This is a genomic window from Spirillospora sp. NPDC046719, from assembly GCF_040645715.1.
In the GTDB taxonomy this organism is placed as follows: Bacteria; Actinomycetota; Actinomycetes; order Streptosporangiales; family Streptosporangiaceae; genus Spirillospora.
Window position 1 is genome coordinate 24,482 of the sequence record NZ_JBEYYT010000034.1, and the last position, 18,058, is coordinate 42,539.

19 protein-coding genes are annotated in these 18,058 nt (G+C 74.5%); 7 read left to right on the plus strand and 12 right to left on the minus strand.

What is annotated here, in order from left to right; translation table 11 throughout:
* Positions 1-43: 43 nt before the first annotated feature.
* Positions 44-1,681 (minus strand): MDR family MFS transporter, encoded by a 1,638-nt coding sequence (locus ABZ914_RS09045; RefSeq protein WP_500192511.1) that lies wholly within the window; start codon positions 1,679-1,681, stop codon positions 44-46.
* Positions 1,682-1,862: 181 nt separating this feature from the next.
* Between ABZ914_RS09045 and ABZ914_RS09050 the strand changes: the two genes are divergently transcribed.
* Positions 1,863-2,459, plus strand: a complete 597-nt coding sequence (locus tag ABZ914_RS09050) for a TetR/AcrR family transcriptional regulator (protein WP_190863485.1) — start codon at positions 1,863-1,865, stop codon at positions 2,457-2,459.
* On the opposite strand, the gene ABZ914_RS09055 is transcribed toward ABZ914_RS09050, so the two are convergent.
* The 6 genes from ABZ914_RS09055 to ABZ914_RS09080 all read right to left on the minus strand — a co-directional run bounded on the left by ABZ914_RS09055 (position 2,452) and on the right by ABZ914_RS09080 (position 7,318).
* Entirely contained in the window at positions 2,452-3,105 is a 654-nt protein-coding gene (locus ABZ914_RS09055; protein WP_500192497.1) for a hypothetical protein, read from the minus strand. The two genes, ABZ914_RS09050 and ABZ914_RS09055, sit on opposite strands and share 8 nt — an antisense overlap.
* Before the next feature lie 80 nt (positions 3,106-3,185).
* Positions 3,186-3,857 carry a response regulator transcription factor gene (locus ABZ914_RS09060; RefSeq protein ID WP_500192498.1) on the minus strand — a complete coding sequence of 224 codons (672 nt, stop codon included), beginning with the start codon at positions 3,855-3,857 and terminating at the stop codon, positions 3,186-3,188.
* Complete coding sequence (locus ABZ914_RS09065) at positions 3,854-5,029, minus strand: sensor histidine kinase (RefSeq protein WP_500192499.1); 1,176 nt, start codon at positions 5,027-5,029, stop codon at positions 3,854-3,856. The genes ABZ914_RS09060 and ABZ914_RS09065 overlap by 4 nt, the downstream gene beginning before the upstream one ends.
* Before the next feature lie 59 nt (positions 5,030-5,088).
* Positions 5,089-5,496: a VOC family protein gene (locus ABZ914_RS09070; RefSeq protein WP_190863478.1), complete on the minus strand. Its 408-nt coding sequence runs from the start codon at positions 5,494-5,496 to the stop codon at positions 5,089-5,091.
* A 48-nt stretch (positions 5,497-5,544) separates the two neighbouring features.
* Positions 5,545-5,883 carry a helix-turn-helix domain-containing protein gene (locus ABZ914_RS09075; RefSeq protein WP_194737396.1) on the minus strand — a complete coding sequence of 113 codons (339 nt, stop codon included), beginning with the start codon at positions 5,881-5,883 and terminating at the stop codon, positions 5,545-5,547.
* Positions 5,884-5,992: 109 nt separating this feature from the next.
* Positions 5,993-7,318, minus strand: coding sequence for an MFS transporter (locus tag ABZ914_RS09080; RefSeq protein ID WP_500192500.1), 1,326 nt, complete (start codon positions 7,316-7,318; stop codon positions 5,993-5,995).
* 164 nt (positions 7,319-7,482) lie between these two features.
* Here ABZ914_RS09080 and ABZ914_RS09085 point away from each other — a divergent pair, with 164 nt between their 5' ends.
* Positions 7,483-8,382, plus strand: coding sequence for a LysR family transcriptional regulator (locus tag ABZ914_RS09085; RefSeq protein ID WP_500192501.1), 900 nt, complete (start codon positions 7,483-7,485; stop codon positions 8,380-8,382).
* Between the two features lie 6 nt (positions 8,383-8,388).
* On the opposite strand, the gene ABZ914_RS09090 is transcribed toward ABZ914_RS09085, so the two are convergent.
* The gene (locus ABZ914_RS09090) at positions 8,389-10,125 is read right to left on the minus strand and encodes a pyruvate dehydrogenase (RefSeq protein WP_500192502.1); all 1,737 of its coding nucleotides are present in this window, start codon (positions 10,123-10,125) and stop codon (positions 8,389-8,391) included.
* Between the two features lie 117 nt (positions 10,126-10,242).
* Here ABZ914_RS09090 and ABZ914_RS09095 point away from each other — a divergent pair, with 117 nt between their 5' ends.
* From ABZ914_RS09095 to fahA, 4 genes are all read left to right on the plus strand, one after another.
* Complete coding sequence (locus ABZ914_RS09095; protein WP_500192503.1) at positions 10,243-10,773, plus strand: MarR family winged helix-turn-helix transcriptional regulator; 531 nt, start codon at positions 10,243-10,245, stop codon at positions 10,771-10,773.
* Between the two features lie 167 nt (positions 10,774-10,940).
* The gene (locus ABZ914_RS09100; protein ID WP_500192504.1) at positions 10,941-12,137 is read left to right on the plus strand and encodes a homogentisate 1,2-dioxygenase; all 1,197 of its coding nucleotides are present in this window, start codon (positions 10,941-10,943) and stop codon (positions 12,135-12,137) included.
* Positions 12,134-12,976: a hypothetical protein gene (locus ABZ914_RS09105; protein ID WP_500192505.1), complete on the plus strand. Its 843-nt coding sequence runs from the start codon at positions 12,134-12,136 to the stop codon at positions 12,974-12,976. The genes ABZ914_RS09100 and ABZ914_RS09105 overlap by 4 nt, the downstream gene beginning before the upstream one ends.
* Positions 12,973-14,145 carry a fumarylacetoacetase gene (gene fahA / locus ABZ914_RS09110; protein WP_190863460.1) on the plus strand — a complete coding sequence of 391 codons (1,173 nt, stop codon included), beginning with the start codon at positions 12,973-12,975 and terminating at the stop codon, positions 14,143-14,145. Before ABZ914_RS09105 ends, fahA begins: the two co-directional genes overlap by 4 nt.
* A gap of 2 nt (positions 14,146-14,147) precedes the next feature.
* Here fahA and ABZ914_RS09115 read toward each other — a convergent pair whose 3' ends face one another.
* Both ABZ914_RS09115 and ABZ914_RS09120 read right to left on the minus strand, forming a co-directional pair.
* On the minus strand, positions 14,148-15,350 hold the full coding sequence (locus tag ABZ914_RS09115; RefSeq protein ID WP_500192506.1) for an MFS transporter: 1,203 nt from the start codon (positions 15,348-15,350) through the stop codon (positions 14,148-14,150).
* A complete protein-coding gene (locus ABZ914_RS09120; protein ID WP_500192507.1) occupies positions 15,347-16,228 on the minus strand; it encodes an MBL fold metallo-hydrolase in 882 nt (293 codons plus the stop codon). Before ABZ914_RS09120 ends, ABZ914_RS09115 begins: the two co-directional genes overlap by 4 nt.
* A gap of 108 nt (positions 16,229-16,336) precedes the next feature.
* Here ABZ914_RS09120 and ABZ914_RS09125 point away from each other — a divergent pair, with 108 nt between their 5' ends.
* A complete protein-coding gene (locus tag ABZ914_RS09125) occupies positions 16,337-16,765 on the plus strand; it encodes a MarR family winged helix-turn-helix transcriptional regulator (protein WP_190863453.1) in 429 nt (142 codons plus the stop codon).
* Positions 16,766-16,805: 40 nt separating this feature from the next.
* On the opposite strand, the gene ABZ914_RS09130 is transcribed toward ABZ914_RS09125, so the two are convergent.
* Complete coding sequence (locus tag ABZ914_RS09130; protein WP_500192508.1) at positions 16,806-17,414, minus strand: hypothetical protein; 609 nt, start codon at positions 17,412-17,414, stop codon at positions 16,806-16,808.
* Between the two features lie 158 nt (positions 17,415-17,572).
* Positions 17,573-18,058 (minus strand): hypothetical protein (locus ABZ914_RS09135; RefSeq protein WP_500192509.1); only part of this gene is annotated, 486 nt, incomplete at its 5' end.

The following is an 18,058-nucleotide window of genomic DNA, read 5'->3' on the forward strand; positions in this document are numbered from 1 at the left end:
CCGCGTGGAACGCGGGGGCCCGTCGGCCCTTGACCCGGTGGAGCTATCGGCTCACTGAACCTCCGGCCTCGCCGGCGGTGGCGAGCGCCGCACCGTTCGACGCGGGGGTCGCGCCGTTCGACGCGGGGGCCGCGCCGTCCGGCAGAGCGGCCGCGCCGTCCGGCTGGGACGCGGCGTCGTCCGGGAGGTCGAGGCTGTCGCGCAGCGTCACCGGCTTGAGGAACGCCGCCGCGACGATCCCGACCACCGCGATCAGCGCGGAGAACAGGAAGATGTGCCCGGTGGCGTCGCCGTAGGCGGCCCGGACGATCTCCCGGATCGGGCCGGGCAGCGCGCCGACGTCCAGGTTCCCGGTGTCGCCGCCGCCCGCGGACGGGTCCACGCCGATGCGGGACAGGCCGTGGGCGATGTTGTCCGACACCCGGTTCGCCAGCACGGCGCCGAGCACCGAGACCCCGATCGTCCCGCCGAGGGACCGGAAGAACGTGACCGTGCCGCTCGCCGCGCCGATCTCGTTCAGGTGCACCGAGTTCTGCACGACGAGGACGAGGTTCTGCATCGCCATGCCGACGCCCGCGCCGACCAGGAACATGCCCGCGCCGACGAACACCAGCGAGGTGTGCTGGTCGATGGTCGCCAGCGCCGCGAACCCGGCGGTGAGCACGACCGTGCCGGCGACGATGTAGGACTTGACCTTGCCGGTCCGGGTGGTGAGCCGCCCGACGATCGTGGACGAGCCGAGCACGCCGATCATCATCGGGATGGTGAGCAGGCCCGCCTCGGTGGGGCTGTAGCCGCGGCCGATCTGGAAGTACTGGCCGAGGAAGACCGCGCCGCCGAACATCGCCATGCCGACCGCGAGGCTGGCGAGGATCGCCAGGGCGGTGTTGCGGCGGGCGACGATGCCGAGCGGGACGATCGGCTCCGGCACCTTCGCCTCGACCCGGACCGCGACGGCCAGGACGAGCAGGCCCGCGCCGACCATCGCGCCGGTCTGCCAGGACAGCCAGGCGAACTTGTCGCCGACGAAGGTCACCCAGATGAGCAGCAGGCTGACGCCGCCGGCCAGCAGGGTCGCGCCCCAGTAGTCGATCTTCACGTCGCCGCGCCGGACCACCGGCAGCTTCAGCGTCTTCTGCAGGAGGGCGAACGACACCACCGAGAACGGCACGCCGATCAGGAAGCACCAGCGCCAGCCGAGCCAGGACGTGTCGACGATCAGCCCGCCGAGCAGCGGGCCGCCGACGGTGGCGACCGCCATGACCGCCCCGAGGTAGCCGTAGTAGCGGCCCCGGTCGCGGGGGCTGATCATCGCCGCCATGACGATCTGGACGAGGATCTGCAGCGCGCCGACGCCGAGCCCCTGCAGGGCGCGGAACGCGATGAGCTCGGCGCTGTTCTGCGCGAACCCGGAGGCGATCGACGCGACGACGAAGATGACGATCGACGCCTGGAGCAGCCGCTTCTTGTCGTAGAGGTCGGCGAGCTTGCCCCAGATCGGGGTGCTCGCCGTGGCGGTCAGCAGGGTCGCGGTGACGACCCAGGTGTACTGGGACTGGCTGCCCTTGAGCGCGCCGATGATCTGCGGCAGGGCGGTGGACACGACGGTCTCGCTCAGCATCGCGACGAAGAGCACCAGCAGCAGGCCGCTGAGCGCCTCGAAGATCGATCTGCGCGACATCGTCGCGGACGGCGCCGGCGGGGCCGGCTGGTCGGCGGACACGGTCAAGGGACGCCTCCGGGTGGTGAGTGGGAACGCCGTGTACAAGGCGTCAGCGGCCCACATTATTCCCACTGGGCAAGTTTTCGCATCAAGAAAAATTTTGCCCGGCCGGGCGCGCCTCCCCGTAGAGTTGGACGGCATGGAGACCATGGCCGGCGGCGGGCTGCGCGAACGCAAGAAGGAGGCGACGCGCATGGCCCTGCACGAGGCCGCGATGCGCCTCGCCGTCGAGCACGGCCTGGACGAGGTGACGGTCGAGGCCATCGCCGACGCCGCCGGCGTGTCCCGGCGCACGTTCTCCAACTACTTCGACGGCAAGGAGGACGCCCTCCTCTACGGCGACGAGCAGCGCATGCGCTCCCTCCTCGACCGCTTCGCCGCCCGCCCGCCCGGCGAGACGTCCTGGGCCGCGCTGCGCGCCGCGTTCCACGACCTGGCCGGCGAGATCGGCGAGCCCGACCCCCGCTGGGCGGCGCAGGCCCGCCTCGCCCGCGCCCACCCGTCCGTCCTGGCCCGCCAGCTCGCGCACTACGCCACGTTCGAGCGGGCCCTCGCCGACCTCGTCGCCGCCCGCGACGGGCTGCCGCCCGGCTCCGCCCGCGCCGTCGTCATGGCCGGCGCCTTCATGACCGCCCTGCGCATCGGCGCCCTCGCCTGGACCGAGCAGGACCCGCCGCGCTCCATGGCCGAGGTGACCGACGAGGCCCTCACCGAGATGGCCACCCCCTTCACCTGACCGCCTCCACCGGCGCGGACCCGTCCGCCGCGTTCGCCGTGTCCGCCGTGTCGGCCGTGTCCGCTGCTTTCGCGGGCGCCAGCCGCCCCATCGCCATCAGCACGCCGAGGTGCGCGAACGGCAGCAGGAGCACGAGGTCGGCGAGGTGCGCGACGAGGACCTCGCGCGGCACCCGGCTGAGCGGGAACAGCACCGCGCCCATCGACAGCAGGACGGCGGTCGGCAGCGGGACGAGGCGCAGCCGGATCAGCACCGCGCCGAGCACGAACACGCTGATCGGGAAGAGCGGGCCCGCGAACCAGAACGCGGCCTCCGCCGCCGCCTGGTGGTGGCGGAGCAGGTCCACGGCCGTGTCGTGCGGGACCCCGAAGAGCTCCTCGCACAGCGCCTGCACCCCGAACGCCGCGCCGCCGACGCAGCCGTAGACCGCCAGCGGGAACGCGACGGCCGCGTACCGGGGCGCCCGCGCCTCGACGAGGCGGAACAGCGCCGCCAGCCCCGTCACCCAGAACACCGTGGCGACGACGATCAGCGCGCCCGCCGCGATCCCCTGGTCGCCGTCGTTCCAGAAGAACGTCGACAGCCCTTGGACGGCCGGTGCCGCCACCAGGCAGCCACCGGCGATGACTCTCGTGTGAACATCCATGGTCTCGACGCTAGGAAAACGCGCGGGCGATTCCATCGGCGCCGCGGGCGCACCCGGCTACCGCGTTCACGGCACCGCCCCTACTCCGATCGCGGTACCCCGGCCAGGCCGGACTGGTAGGCGAGCACCACGAGCTGCGCGCGGTCCCGTGCGCCGAGCTTCGCCATCGCCCGGTTGACGTGCGTCTTCGCCGTCGCCGGACGCATCGCCAGCCGGTCGCCGATCTCCCGGTCCGACAGGCCGTCCGCCACCAGCGCCACGACCTCCCGCTCCCGGACGGTGAGGGCCGCGAGCCGCTCCGGCGCCACCGGGGGCCGCCCCACCCGGTCCGCGAACACCGAGATCAGCCGCCGGGTCAGCCGGGGCGCGAGCAGCGCGTCGCCGGCGTGCACCGTCCGGACCGCCTGCCGCAGCGCGTCCGGCTCCAGGTCCTTCAGCAGGAAGCCGCTCGCCCCCGCCCGGAGCGCCGCGAACAGGTACCGGTCGAGGTCGAACGTCGTCAGCACCACGACCTTCGCGCCGGACGGCCCCGCGTCCGCCACGATCCGCCGCGTCGCCGCGAGCCCGTCGCAGCCCGGCATCCGCACGTCCATCAGGACGACGTCCGGCCGCCGCGCGCGGGCCAGCGCGACCGCCTCGTCACCGTCCCCGGCCTCGCCGACGACCTCGATGTCGTCCGCGCGCTCCAGCAGCACGCGGAACCCGGCCCGCACCAGCGCCTGGTCGTCGGCCAGCAGCACCCGGATCGTCATCGCGTCCCCCCGCTCGGCAGCCAGGCCCGCACCCGGAACCCGGACTCCCCCGGCCCGGCGGCCGGCCCCGCCGTCAGGCTCCCGCCGAGGGCCGCCGCGCGCTCGGCCATCCCGCGCACCCCGTACCCGTCACCGGCCGGCGTCCCGCCGCGCCCGTCGTCGTCGATCTCGACGTCCAGGCCGTCCGCGCGGTACCGGAGCCGTACCGCCACGGAGCCCGCGCCGCCGTGGCGCAGCGCGTTGGCCAGCGACTCCTGGACGATCCGGTACGCGGTCAGCTCCACCACGCCGGGCAGCGGGCGCCGCTCGCCCTCGACGTCCAGCTCCACGCGCGGCCCGGCGGAGCCGTAGCTCCGCACCAGGTCGGGCAGCCGGTCGAGACCGGGCGCCGGGGCCTCCACCTCGGCGCCGTCCTCGTCCCGCAGCACGCCCACCGTCGCGCGGAGCTCCGCCATCGCCTCCGCGCCGGCCGCGCGGATCGCCCGCAGCGCCTCCCCGGCGGTCTCCGGGTCCTCGGTCAGCAGCTCGGCGGCCACGCTCGCCTGGACGCCGATCACCGCGATCGTGTGCGCGGAGACGTCGTGCAGGTCCCGCGCGATCCGGATCCGCTCCTCGGCGACGCGCCGCGCGGCGGCGTCCTCCTGCCGCGCGGCGAGCGCCTCCAGCCGCGCCTCGTACTCGGCCCGCCGCTCCCGCCGGCTGCGGACGGCGTCGCCGAGCAGCAGCATCGCGACGAACACCACGGTCGTCCCGTCCAGCAGCGCGTCGAGCGGGTGGGCGCCGCCCTCCGACCGGGCCGACGCGTCCGAGACGATCAGCACGCCCGCGAGCACGAGCCCCGCCCACCGCCGGGGCGCGACCGCGACCGAGTACAGCGCCGCCCACACCGGCACCCCCGGCGCCCCGCCCGGGTAGCCGCGGGTGTGGTACGCGATCCACAGCACCGTGACCAGGCCCAGCACGAGCGCCGGCCACCGCCGCCGCGCGAGCAGCGCCGCCGCCATCGCGAGCCCGATGCCGTAGGCCGCGGCGTCCGGGGCGCGGCCGCCCGCGTCGACGGCGCCGGTGCCGATCCGGTACGCGGTCACGGCGAAGGCGGCCGCGGAGAGCGCCGCGTCCAGCGCCCAGGGCGCGACCGTCACCGAGCGGTGCCGCACCCGGATGCTCCCCACGGCACCACCCTAAGGACGGAACCCGCGCGCGGCGCGCGGGCGGATCCGTCCGGAGGCGGTCAGACCCGCTGGGTGAAGCGGATGCTGTTGCCGAACGGGTCGCGGAGCGCGGCGTCGATGCCGTACGGGCGCTCGGTGGGCTCCTCGGTGAACTCCACGCCGCGGTCCCGCAGCGTCTCGTAGGTCTTGCGGCAGTCGTCCGTGCCGAAGATGAGGTGGCCGCCCATCGCGCCCTTGGTCAGCAGCTCCCGGACCTGCTCGGCCGTCTCGTCCGACAGCGACGGCGGGCCGGGGCGCTCCAGCAGGATGTGGCGCTCGGGGTCGCCGGGGACGCTGATGGTCAGCCAGCGCATGAAGCCCATGTCGACGTCGGCGCTCACCTCCAGGCCGAGCTTGCCGACGTAGAAGTCGAGGGCCTCGTCCTGGTCCAGGACGTAGATCTGGGAATGCGTGATCGCGTTGAACATGGGGTCAACGCTAGTGAGCGCGGCCTCGGAAGACTTATCCGAAACTGCTCAGTCGACCGGCCGCGTCCACGTCTTCACGAAGCAGGTCGGCACGTCCACGGCCGTGACCGCCCGCCGGTACTCGCGCGGCGACCGCCCGACGATGGCGCTGAACGTGCGGCTGAACGTGCCCAGGCTGCCGAAGCCGACCTCGAAGCAGATGTCCGTCACGCTGCGGTCGGTGTCCCGCAGCAGGAACATCGCCCGCTCGACGCGGCGGCGCTGCAGGTAGCGGTGCGGCGTCTCGCCGAAGGCCGCCCGGAACGCGCGGGTGAAGTGCGCCGGGGACACGTGGGCGATCCGGGCCAGGGCGGGGACGTCCAGCGGCTGCGCGTAGGCGCGGTCCATCGCGTCCCGCGCCCGCAGCAGCCTGCGGTTGCTCTCCTCCACGGCACGGCTCACGCCCCCATCCCACCATGCCGGGCGGGACGGGGGCGCGCAGTCCCCGCGGCCGTTCTCAGCGGTCGCGCAGGGTGCGGGCGAGCAGGCCGGTCAGGACGGCCAGCGCCAGCACCGCCGCGGTCGTGACCGCGGTGGCGTGGTCGTAGGCGGACAGGGCGGTGCCGGGCGTGCCGGGGGCCGCGCCGAGCGCGCCCGCGAACAGGCCGCCGATCAGCGCGACTCCCGAGGCGTTCGCGACCTGCGTGGCGGTGAGCAGGACGCCGCTCGCGGCGCCGCCGTCCGCCGGGTCGACCCCGGCGAGGACCCGTCCGATCAGCGGCGCGGCGACCAGCCCCTCACCGATCCCGGAGACCGCCAGCGCGGGCAGCAGCCACCTGATCTGCGCGTGCCCCGGGACGGTGGAGACGATCAGCAGCACCGCGGTCAGGCTGGCCGCCATCAGCGCGGCGCCCGGCACGAGCGCGGCGCGGCTGCGTCCGGCCAGGCTGGCGACGGCGAACCCGATACCGAGCGGCGCGAAGATCAGCCCGCTCCGCAGCGGGCTCTGCCCGAGCCCCGCCTGGAGGTGGTAGGCGAGCAGGAGGAACAGCCCGGCGTTGCCGGCGTAGAAGGCGAGGACGGTGAGCAGTCCCCGCACCATCCGCCGCTGGGCGAGCAGCCGCATCGGCACCAGCGGGTTCGCCTGCCGCCGCTCGAAGGCCCCGAAGGCGACGAGCAGCGCCAGCCCCGCGGGCGGGAACGGCAGGCTCCACACCGGCCACCCCAGCGCGGCCGGGAGCAGCAGGCCGACGAGGGCGAGCCCGAGGAGGCCCGCGCCGCCGAGGTCGAGGCGGGAGCGCGCGCCGCGCCCCTCGGCGACGGTCGCGCCCGCGACGGCCAGGGCGACCAGCCCGATCGGCACGTTGACGAGGAACGCCGACCGCCAGCCGAGCCCGAGCGGGTTCCAGGCGAGCAGCGCGCCGCCGACGATCTGCCCGGAGATCGACGCCAGCCCGATCGTCGCCCCGTACAGCCCGAGGGCGCTCGCCCGCGCGGGGCCGGTGAACGACGCCTGGACGATCGACAGCACCTGCGGCAGCATCACCGCGGCGGCCAGGCCCTGCAGCACGCGCGCCCCGATCAGCAGCGGCGCCGACGGCGCCGCCGCGCACAGCACCGAGGTGACGAGGAACAGCACGACGCCGGTCAGGAAGGCGCGCCGGCGCCCGTACAGGTCGCCGAGGCGCCCGCCGGTCACCAGCCCGACCGCGTAGGCGAGCGTGTACCCGGCGGCGACGAACTGGACCTCGCCGAACGAGGCGCCCAGCCCGTGCTGGATGGAGGGGACGGCGACCGTGACGATGCTCGCGTCCAGCAGTCCCATGAACGTGGCGAGCAGCACGGATCCGAGGGCTATCCATTGCCGAGCGCCGGCCGTCCCGGCGGCGCGCGGCCTTGTCGTAACGGTGACCATGGGGACATTCCGCCACGCGTCCGGCGGCCGCGTCCAAGTTCAGGTTCTTCTCCTGTGAGAAGCGAGGCTTATCACCGGCTATCGTCGACGGCATGGAATTGCGGCATCTGCGGTACTTCGTGGCGGTCGCCGAGGAGCTGCACTACGGCCGCGCCGCGCAGCGGCTGCACGTCGCCCAGCCGGGGCTGAGCCAGCAGATCAAGGCGCTCGAACGCGAGCTCGGCGCGGAGCTGTTCGCCCGCAACCGGCGCGGCGTGGCGCTGACCGAGGCGGGGGCCGCGCTGCTGCCCGCCGCCCGCGACGTCCTCGCCCGCGCCGACGCCGCCGCCGACCTGGTGCGGCGGCACGGGGCCGGGGAGGCCGGGCGGCTCACCCTCAGCCTCACCCGCTCCGCGCCCGGCGGCGCCGTCACCGACCTCGTCGACGGGTTCCGCGCCGCGCACCCCGCCGTCGACGTCCAGCTCACCAGCGGCTTCACCGTCCTGCACGAGCAGCGGCTGCGCGAGCGGGCCATCGACGCGGCGATCGTCCGGCCGCCCATCGACCTGCGCGACGACCTGGCCGTCCTGGAGATCGGCGCGGAGCCGATCGTGGCGGCCGTCCGCGGCGACGACCCGCTGGCCCGCAAGCGGCGGCTCCGCACCGCCGACGTGGCGGGCCGCCCGCTCGTCTGGTGGCCGCGCGAGCACGGCCCCGGCATGTGGGACCGGATGCTCGACCAGGTCTTCGGCGAGGGCGTCCGGCCGCCCGTCGCGCACTGGGAGCCCGAGGAGGAGCGGATGCTGCACGCCGTCGCGGCGGGGCACGGCATCACCTTCATCACCGAGGGCAAGGCGGGCACGCTGCACGTCCCCGGCGTCGTGACGCGGCGGTTCGCCGATCCCGTCCCGACCGTCCCGATCGCGCTCGCGTGGCATCGCGGCAACCGCAACCCGGCGCTGCTGCGCCTCGTCGCGCACGCCCGCGACATGGCGGCCGCCGACTCCGCGTGAGCGCGGTCAGGGACGGGGGATGTTGCGGAGGTTGCTGCGCGCCAGGTCGAGCATCTTGCCGACGCCGCCGGTGAGGACGGTCTTGCCGGCGGCGAGCGCGAAGCCCTTCACCTGCTGCGGGGTGATGTGCGGCGGGATGGACAGGGCGTTCGGGTCGGTGACGACGTCCAGCAGGTACGGACCGGGCGCGGCGAGCGCGGCGGCCATCGCGTCGCGGACGGCGGCGGGCCGCTCGACGCGGGCCGCCTCGATGCCCGCGGCCTGCGCGATGGCGGCGTAGTCGACGGCCTCGTGGTCGGTCTCGTAGGACGGCAGGCCGTCCACCATCATCTCCAGCCGCACCATCCCGAGCGACGCGTTGTTGAACAGGATGATCTTGACGGGGATGCGGTGCAGCCGCACGGTGAGCAGCTCGCCGAGCAGCATGCCGAGGCCGCCGTCGCCGGAGACCGAGATGACCTGGCGGCCGGGCGCGCCGTACTGGGCGCCGATCGCGTGCGGCAGGGCGTTCGCCATGGAGCCGTGGACGAACGACCCCATGACGCGGCGGCGGCCGTTCGGCGTGATGTAGCGGGCCACCCAGACGTTGCACATTCCGGTGTCGACGGTGAATATCGCGTCCTCGGCGGCGAGGTCGTCGAGGACGTCCGCGACGTATTCGGGATGGATCGGAATGTGCTTCTCGATATCGCGCGTGTAGGCGGAGACGACGCCCTCCAACGCGCGCGTGTGCCGACGCAGCATTTCATCGAGATAGGACCGGTCGTGCTTCTGCTCGACCTTGTCCATGACGAGGCGGAGCGTCTCACCGACGTCGCCGTGGACGGCCAGCGTGAGCGGCGTGCGGCGCCCCAGCTTGGCGGGATCGTCGTCGACCTGGATGGTGTGGCGGCCCGGAAGGAACGGGTCGTAGGGGAAGTCCGTGCCGAGCATGAGGACGAGGTCGGCCTCCTGCATCGCCTCATAGCAGGCGCCGTAGCCGAGAAGCCCGCTCATTCCGACGTCGAACGGATTGTCGTACTGGATCCATTCCTTCCCGCGCAGCGCGTGCCCGATCGGCGACAGCAATTTGTGCGCGAGCTGCATGACCTCGGAATGCGCGTTCTGCACCCCCGACCCGCAGAAGAGCATCGGCTTCCGCGCCCGGTTGAGGGCGTGGGCCAGCTGGTCGACCTGGTCGGCGGGCGGCTTCACGATGCCCTTGCGGACGAGGAAGTCGTGCTCGCCGGTCGGGTTCTCGGCGTCCTGGCTGGCGACGTCCCCGGACAGGGCGAGGACGGCGACGCCGCCCAGGCCGACCGCGTGCTGGATCGCCGTGCGCAGGATGCGCGGCATCTGCCCCGGCCCGTTGATCAGCTCGCAGTAGTGGCTGCACTCGGTGAACAGCCGCTCGGGGTGCGTCTCCTGGAAGTAGCCGCTGCCGATCTGGGTGCTCGGGATCTGCGAGGCCAGCGCGAGGACGGGCGCGCCGGACCGGTGCGCGTCGTACAGGCCCTGGATCAGGTGGGTGTTGCCGGGGCCGCAGCTGCCCGCGCAGACCGCGAGCCGCCCGGTCGTCTGCGCCTCGGCGGCGGCGGCGAACGCGCCGGCCTCCTCGTTGCGGACGTGCACCCACTCGATGTCGCCGCCGGTGCGGCGCACCGCGTCCACGATCGGGTTGAGGCTGTCGCCCACCACGCCGTAGATCCGCCGGACGCCCGCCTGGCGGAGCACCTGGATGAACTGGTCCGCGACCGTCGCCATGATCCCCCCACTCGCCGTGTGCACGGGGAGACCTGCCCATGATCGTCGCGCCGACACGTCGCAGACCGATCAAACCGTGAATCACTTTGCCCGCCCGCCGGGGCTAGGCTGGCGACCATGGACGACGAGCGCGAGGACCTGGACTTCTGGTCGTTCGTCGACCTCGCCGGAGGCCGGCTGGCGGACGAGTTCGGCTTCCCGGACCGGCTCGCGACCCGGCTGCTGCTGACGCTGAACCGGGCGTCCGCCATCGTCACCTACGACCTGGAGTCCACGGTGCACCGGCCGCGCGGGCACTCCTGGGCGGGGTTCCGGCTGCTGTTCGTCACCTGGCTCGCCGGGCCGCTGGAGCCGGGCCGCGCCGCCGCGCTCGCCGGGATGAGCCGCGCCGCCGTGTCCAACCTGGCGAAGACGCTGGTGGCGGACGGGATGATGGTGCGCACGCCGGGCGAGCGGGACGGCCGCTCGGTGATCCTGTCGCTGACCGAGGACGGCCGCCGCCGGATGCTGGAGATCTTCGCGGGCCAGCACGAGCGGGAGCGGCAGTGGGCGGGCGTGCTCACCGAGACCGAGCAGCGGATGCTGGTGATGCTGCTGGACAAGCTGATCGAGGGGCGGCACCGGTTCGACGTCCGCGAGCGGAGCTGACCCGCCGCACCCGCCTCCCGGCCCGCACCCGCCTCCCGGCCCGCTCCCGTCCGCTCCGGCCCGTTCCGCCCCGTGTCCGGAACCGGGCCTTTCTTCTGCCCGCCGGGGGCCGTAGTGTCGCGGAGAGATAGTAAACGCATTAATCATCTGCGGGGAGGCGAGGGACCATGGCGCACTACCGGCGGGTCGGCGACGTGCCGCCGAAACGGCACACCCAGCACCGGGACGCGTCCGGCCGGCTCTACTTCGAGGAGCTGATGGGCGAGGAGGGCTTCTCCGCCGACTCGTCGCTGCTGTACCACCGCGAGATCCCCTCCGCGATCGTCGACTCGCGGCCCTGGGACGTGCCCGACCCGGCCACCACGCCGAACCAGCCGCTCAAGCCGCGCCACCTCCGCCTCCACGACCTCTTCCCCAAGGAGACCTGGGCGGGCACCGACGCCGTCACGGGCCGCCGGCTGCTGCTCGGCAACGCCGACGTCCGGCTCTCCTACGTCGTGTCCGCGGCGGACTCGCCGCTGTACCGCAACGCCACCGGCGACGAGATCGTCTACGTCGAGTCCGGCGCCGCGACCGTCGAGACCGTCTTCGGCGCGCTCGACGCGGAGCAGGGCGACTACGTCGTCATCCCCACCTCCACCACGCACCGCTGGCTGCCCGCCGGGGACGAGCCGCTGCGCGCCTACGTCATCGAGGCCACCGGCCACGTCGCGCCGCCCAAGCGGTACCTGTCGCGGTTCGGGCAGTTCCTGGAGCACGCCCCCTACTGCGAGCGCGACCTGCACGGACCCGGCGAGATCCTCACCGCCGACGGCACCGACGTCGAGGTCCTCGTCAAGCACCGCACCTCCCGCGGCATCGGCGGGACGCGGTTCACCTACGCGAACCACCCGTTCGACGTCGTCGGCTGGGACGGCTGCCTCTACCCGTTCACGTTCAGCGTCCACGACTTCGAGCCGATCACCGGCCGCGTCCACCAGCCGCCGCCCGTGCACCAGGTGTTCGAGGGCACCAACTTCGTCGTCTGCAACTTCGTGCCGCGCAAGGTGGACTACCACCCGCTGTCCATCCCGGTGCCGTACTACCACTCCAACGTCGACTCCGACGAGGTCATGTTCTACTGCGGCGGCGACTACGAGGCGCGCAAGGGCTCCGGCATCGGGCAGGGCTCGGTCTCGGTCCACCCCGGCGGCCTCGCGCACGGCCCGCAGCCCGGCGCGTACGAGCGCAGCATCGGCGCCGAGTCCTTCGACGAGCTGGCCGTCATGGTCGACACCTTCCGCCCCCTCGAACTCGGCGAGGGCGGCCTGGCCTGCGAGGACCCCGCATACGCCTGGACCTGGGCGGGAAGGCGGACCCCATGAGCGACGTGCCCGCCTTCGCCCGCGGCCTGTGCGACGACGCGGCCGTGTTCCCGCCCGGCCTCGCGCCGCTCGCCGACGCCGTCCCCGCCCACCGCCGGCACCGGTCCGCCCCGTACGCCGCGCTCGTCGGCCCGCTCGTGCTGCCCGCGACCGCGCTGGACCAGCTGCACCCACTGGTCGCCGGCGACCCGCTCGACCTGTCGATCACCGCGCCGAACGGGCCCGCGCAGGCCGCGCGAGCGGTCGCGGCCGCCGCGGACCTGCCGGTCGCCGTGCACGCCGTCGAGGTGGCGGTGCCGACCGGGATGACGGCGGCCGACCTGCTGTGCGGCCTGGAGCGCATCGACGTCCCGGTGTTCGTGGAGGTGCCGCGCGACGAGCGCCGTCCCGCGATCATCGCCGCGCTCGGCGAGACCGGGCACCGCGCGAAGTTCCGCACCGGCGGCGTCCACGCGAACCTGTACCCGGCGCCGGACGAGCTGGCCGCCGCGGTCCTCGCCGCCGTCCGCGCCGGCGTCCCGTTCAAGGCGACCGCCGGGCTGCACCACCCGGTCCGCAACACGGACCCGGAGACCGGCTTCCACCAGCACGGATTCCTCAACCTGCTGCTCGCCACCGACGCCGCGATGCACGGCGCCGGCGCCGCCGAGGTCGCCGCCGTCCTCGCCGACCGCGACGCCGCGTCCATCGCCGCCCGCGTCGCCGGCCTCGGCGAGGCGCGTGCGTCCTTCGCCCGCGCGCGCTTCCTGTCGTTCGGCACGTGCAGCATCACCGACCCGCTCACCGAACTCGCCGCCCTCGGCCTCCTCCCCGCCTCACTCCTCAAGGAAGACGCATGACCCGTATTTCGGTCCCGGACGGTTCGCTCTACGGGCTCGACAACCTGCCGTACGGGGTGTTCTCGCCGGCCGGCGGCGAGCCGCGCGTCGGTGTGCGAGTGGCGGACTCGGTCGTCGACCTCGCCGCCGTCCTCGGCGACGGCGTGTTCGCCCGGCCGTCGCTCAACGCGTTCATGGAGCAGGGCCACGAGCGGTGGGTCGAGGTCCGCGAGCACGTCATCGACGCCGTGGCGGACGACCTGCCGGACGGCGCCGTGCACGCCCTGGACGCGGTGGCGCTGCACCTGCCGTTCGAGGTCGCCGACTACGTCGACTTCTACGCCTCCGAGCACCACGCGTCCAACCTCGGGCGGCTGTTCCGGCCGGACGCCGAGCCGCTGATGCCGAACTGGAAGCACCTGCCCGTCGGCTACCACGGCCGCGCGGGCACCGTCGTGCCGTCCGGGACCGGCATCGTCCGGCCGAGCGGGCAGCGCAAGGCGCCGGACGAGGCCGCGCCCACGTTCGGGCCGTGCCGCCGCCTCGACATCGAGGCGGAGGTCGGGTTCGTCGTCGGGACCGGCTCGCCGCTCGGCGCGCCGGTGGGCGTGGACGAGTTCGCCGAGCGGGTGTTCGGGGTCGTGCTGGTCAACGACTGGTCGGCGCGGGACGTCCAGGCGTGGGAGTACGTGCCGCTCGGGCCGTTCCTCGGCAAGAGCTTCGCGACGTCGGTGTCACCGTGGGTGGTGCCGCTGCTCGCGCTGGAGGCGGCCCGCGTCCCGACGCCGCCGCAGGACCCGGAACCGCTCCCCTACCTGCGGGAGAAGAACCCGTGGGGCCTGGACCTCGACCTCGTCGTGGAGTGGAACGGGCAGGTCGTGTCCCGGCCGCCGTACCGCGAGATGTACTGGTCGCCCGCGCAGATGCTCGCGCACATGACGGTGAACGGCGCCTCGTCCCGCACCGGCGACCTGTTCGCGTCCGGGACGGTGTCCGGCCCGGAGAAGGACCAGCGCGGCGCGTTCATCGAGCTGACCTGGGGCGGCAAGGAGCCGGTGGAGGTCGGCGGCGAGCCCCGCACGTTCCTGGAGGACGGCGACACCGTCACGATCTCCGCCACCGCGCCGGGTCCGGGCGGCGCGCGCCTCGGGCTCGGCGCGGTGACGGGCCGGGTCCTTCCCGCTCGTTGACCTCATGCGGCTCGCAATGACGGCGACTCGCCGCAGCTCAACGAGGGCCGGGTGGTCGCGGCCATGAGGGACGCGGCGGTGAGGGCCGCCGCGGCGGCGAGCAGCGCCGCCGCCGCGAAGCCGAGCGACGCCGACAAGGCGCCGAACGTGAACGGGGCGATCGTCGCGCCGGTGTAGACGCCGACCTGGACGGTGTGGCCCGCGTTCTCCGCGCGGTCCGGCAGGAGGCGGAGCGCCGCCGACAGGAGCAGGCCCGTCCAGCCCCATCCGGCGGAGAACGCCAGGACGGCCCCGGCGAGGAACGTGACCGGGGAGCCGGCGGCGATGAGCGCGAGCCCGGCGGCGCCGCTCAGCATCATCACCGCGATGACCGTCCGGTCGCCGCGCGGCGCCCGGTCGGCGAGCGCGCCGACGGCCAGCCGCACGGCGATCGCGATGACCGCGCTCATCGCGAGGAGGTCGCCGGTGAGGCCGTCCGGCACCCCGGAGTGCGCGCCGAGCTGCACGAAGTACGAGGCCACCGCGTTGTTGCCGGTCGCGGACAGGGCCGCCGCGACCGCCCACAGGACCAGCGTCCGCCGGACGGCGCGCGGCATCGGCGCGGACGCCGCCGCCGCGCGCCGGGGCCCGGCCGCGGGCGCGCGGGTCAGCGGGGCCAGCGCCACGGGGACGAGCGCCAGCAGCCCGGCGATCGCCATCGCGGCGCGCCAGCCGTACGGGTGCACGACGAGCGCGACGAGCAGGCCGGGGACGAGCGTGCCGGCGCCGAGCGCGGCGCCGATCGTCCCGGCGGCGAGGGAGCGGCGGCGGTCGGGCGCGCGGGCGGCGATGAGCCGTCCGGCGGCGGGCTGGACGAGCCCGTTGGCGAACCCGGCGGCGACCAGCACCGGGAAGAGGACGGCGACGTGCCCGGCGCGGGAGAGGGCCAGCATCGACAGCGACGCGACGGCCGCCGCCGCGGACAGGGCCGCCGGGACGGGCAGCCGCGCGGCCAGCCGCTTCGCGGCGGGCGAGCCGAGCGCGCTCGCCGCGTAGAACGCGCTCATCGCCAGCCCCAGCGTGGTCCGGTTCGTGTGCAGTGCGTGCTGCATCGACGGGGCGAGCGCGCCGACGGTGAACCCGGGCATCACCGCCGCGGTCGCGGCGGCCGCGGCGGCGACGATCGCGGGCCAGTGGCCCGTGCGGGCGGTGGCGGACGCGGTCACCGGTCCTCCGGGAGCCAGCCGGGGGTGCCGGGGACGACGCGTCCGAACTGGACGTCGCCGAAGTGGACGCCGAAGCCGATCGTGTCCGGGTCGGCGAGCTCGGCGACGAGGCTCCGGCGGACGTCGGCGGACAGGTCCGGGTCGTGGTCGACCACGGCGGAGACCTCCGGGTGGTCCACCTGGACGGGCGAGTGCAGCGCGTCGCCGAACGCGAGGAGCCGCCGCCCGCCCGAGGCGATCTCGTAGACGGTGTGCCCGGCGGTGTGGCCGGCCGTCGTCCGGACCCGCACGCCGGGGAAGATCTCCTCGCCGTCGGCGGTCGTCCGGACCCGCGCGGCGAAGCCGTCGAGGACGGCGGGGTCGGTGTCGGACAGCGCGCGGTGCTCCCACTCGGACGCGCTGACCAGCACCTCCGCGCCGGCGAGCGGCGACGGGCCGCCGGCGGCGGGCGCCAGCCAGCCGGTGTGGTCGACGTGCAGGTGGGTGATGGCGACGGCCTCGATCGCGGCGGGGTCGCGGCCGAGCCCGGCGAGGCTCGCGGGCAGCGCGCCGCCGCGCAGGGCGCCGATCGGCCGCTCCGGGGCGTCCGGCCAGGCGAGCGGGCCGACGCCGGCGTCGATCAGCAGGGCGCGGTCGCCGTGCTCGACCAGCAGGCCGCCGATGCTCGCGACGAGGTTGCCCGCCGCGTTGAGGTACTCGGGGCGTTCGGCCCAGAACGCGTCGGTGGTGCCGGGGAACCAGGCGCGGGGCTTCAGCTCGACGGCGCCGTCCGGGACGTAGGTGATCGCCAGGTCGCCGAGCCGGATCGTCCGGGCGCCCGCCTCGGCGGCGAACCGGTTCCGGGTGCCCGCGTCGGGCGTGCCGGGGGTGCTGGGCATGGGTGTCTCCCTTCGGGACGGCCGCGCCCTGCGGCCGCCGCACGACGGGAAACTTACAACTAGAACTATTCAAGCTGCAACCATTGCAGCTTGATGTAAGCTCGGGCCATGAGCACCGATCCGGAGTTCGCCGCCACCGCAGAGCGGGAGCTGTGCGGGCTGGTGACCGGGCTGTCCCGGCAGATCGAGGAGCACGTCCGCGAGCGCGCCACGACGCTCGGGCTCACCGGCCCCCAGGCCACCGCGCTGCGCGAGCTGACCGGGCCGATGACGATGCGCGACCTCGCCGAACGGATGAGCTGCGAGCCGTCCAACGCCACGTTCGTCGTCGACAAGCTGGAGAAGCGCGGCCTGGTCGAGCGCCGCCCCCACCCGCAGGACCGCCGCGCCAAGGAGCTCGTCCTCACCGCGGACGGCACCGAACTGCGCGCGCGCCTGCTCGAACTGCTCTCGAAGGACTCGCCCCTGGGCGGCCTCGGCGAGGACGAGCTCGGCGCCCTCCAGAACCTGCTGCTCCGCGCCCGGCAGCCACGCTGACCAGCGCCGATCCGGTGCCTCAGGCACCGTGGGCGGTGCCTCAGGCGGCGTGGGCGCGGCGCCGGTGGTACGCGAACGTGACCGCCGCGAGCAGCGGCCCCCAGGCGACCAGCGGGACGTAGGAGACGACGACCAAGGCGCCCTGCCAGGTGTCGGCGTTGAGCGGCGAGTCGGCGGTGAGCCGGTCGCCCGCGATGTTGCGGCCGAACGCCAGCATCACGAACACCCACGTCCACAGGCAGGTCAGGACGGTGGCGCCGATCGCGCCCGGGACGACCGCGGCGAGCGTCGGCACGCGCCGCCCGCGCAGGAACGGCACCCATTTCGGGAACACCTCGCCCCACGTCGACACGAGCCCGACGGCGGTGAACGCCAGCAGCTCGGAGAGGATCGACAGCAGCACCACGTACAGCTCGATCGGCAGCCAGGACGGCAGGTTGCCGCTCTCGTCGCCTCCCGTATGCCGGACGATCGGCAGGTGCAGGGCGACGCCCGCGATCCGCCAAAGGCTGGACGGCAGAACGACGAGCGGGACGGTCAGCGCGGCGGCCCGCGCCCAGCGCGGCACCCCGGGGACGGGCGCGTGCGCGGAGGCCCAAGCGGCCCGCAGCCTCCGGGGGCGCGCGGCGGCAACAGCGGAATCGGTCATGCTTCGAAGATCGCGCGCACGCCCTCGGCCGCACCTCCCCCACCGGCACGACCCGCCTCCCCCGCCGGAGGGAATCTCCGGTGGCGCCGGTGCGCCTCGCCGCCGGCAAGGGCGAGGCCCGGCCGGGAGGGGTGCCGGCCGGGCCTCTCAGGGAGCGGTCAGACGATGTTCTTCGGGCGGTACGCCTTGTACTGGCTGCCGGACGACAACCCGTAGGTGCGGGTGCGGTGGTCGGTGCCGTAGTGGCCGCGCTGCTCGTACGCCCAGTAGGCGGTGTGCTTGCTGCTCGTCCACTTCTCGAAGATGACGACGTGCCGGGTGGTGTTGCTCCCGATCGCGTCGATCACCAGGTCGCCCGCCTTGAGCCGCGACATCGAGATCCGCGTGCTGTAGGTCGAGGACGCGAGGCCGACCGTGTTCGGGCCGGGCTTGGGCAGCCGCAGCGCCATCGACGCGTAGCCGGAGCAGTCGGTGCGGTAGCCGCCGTGGGTCTTGGTCTGGCTGTAGGGGACGCGGCTGCTCGTGTGCGGGTGCCAGGTCTTGGCCCGCGCGATGACCTGCGCCCGGGTGACCTTCGGGACGGACGCCGCCGCGGCCGGGCCGGCCGCGGCCTGCAGCCGGGCGCTCTGCGGCGCCGCGCCGTG

Coding starts and splice junctions, on each gene's coding strand:
- ABZ914_RS09045 (WP_500192511.1), bottom strand. CDS start 1,681: ATGTCGCGCAGATCGATCTTCGAGGCGCTCAGCGGCCTGCTGCTGGTG.
- ABZ914_RS09050 (WP_190863485.1), top strand. CDS start 1,863: ATGGAGACCATGGCCGGCGGCGGGCTGCGCGAACGCAAGAAGGAGGCG.
- ABZ914_RS09055 (WP_500192497.1), bottom strand. CDS start 3,105: ATGGATGTTCACACGAGAGTCATCGCCGGTGGCTGCCTGGTGGCGGCA.
- ABZ914_RS09060 (WP_500192498.1), bottom strand. CDS start 3,857: ATGACGATCCGGGTGCTGCTGGCCGACGACCAGGCGCTGGTGCGGGCC.
- ABZ914_RS09070 (WP_190863478.1), bottom strand. CDS start 5,496: ATGTTCAACGCGATCACGCATTCCCAGATCTACGTCCTGGACCAGGAC.
- ABZ914_RS09075 (WP_194737396.1), bottom strand. CDS start 5,883: ATGGACCGCGCCTACGCGCAGCCGCTGGACGTCCCCGCCCTGGCCCGG.
- ABZ914_RS09085 (WP_500192501.1), top strand. CDS start 7,483: ATGGAATTGCGGCATCTGCGGTACTTCGTGGCGGTCGCCGAGGAGCTG.
- ABZ914_RS09090 (WP_500192502.1), bottom strand. CDS start 10,125: ATGGCGACGGTCGCGGACCAGTTCATCCAGGTGCTCCGCCAGGCGGGC.
- ABZ914_RS09095 (WP_500192503.1), top strand. CDS start 10,243: ATGGACGACGAGCGCGAGGACCTGGACTTCTGGTCGTTCGTCGACCTC.
- ABZ914_RS09100 (WP_500192504.1), top strand. CDS start 10,941: ATGGCGCACTACCGGCGGGTCGGCGACGTGCCGCCGAAACGGCACACC.
- ABZ914_RS09105 (WP_500192505.1), top strand. CDS start 12,134: ATGAGCGACGTGCCCGCCTTCGCCCGCGGCCTGTGCGACGACGCGGCC.
- fahA (WP_190863460.1), top strand. CDS start 12,973: ATGACCCGTATTTCGGTCCCGGACGGTTCGCTCTACGGGCTCGACAAC.
- ABZ914_RS09120 (WP_500192507.1), bottom strand. CDS start 16,228: ATGCCCAGCACCCCCGGCACGCCCGACGCGGGCACCCGGAACCGGTTC.
- ABZ914_RS09125 (WP_190863453.1), top strand. CDS start 16,337: ATGAGCACCGATCCGGAGTTCGCCGCCACCGCAGAGCGGGAGCTGTGC.
- ABZ914_RS09130 (WP_500192508.1), bottom strand. CDS start 17,414: ATGACCGATTCCGCTGTTGCCGCCGCGCGCCCCCGGAGGCTGCGGGCC.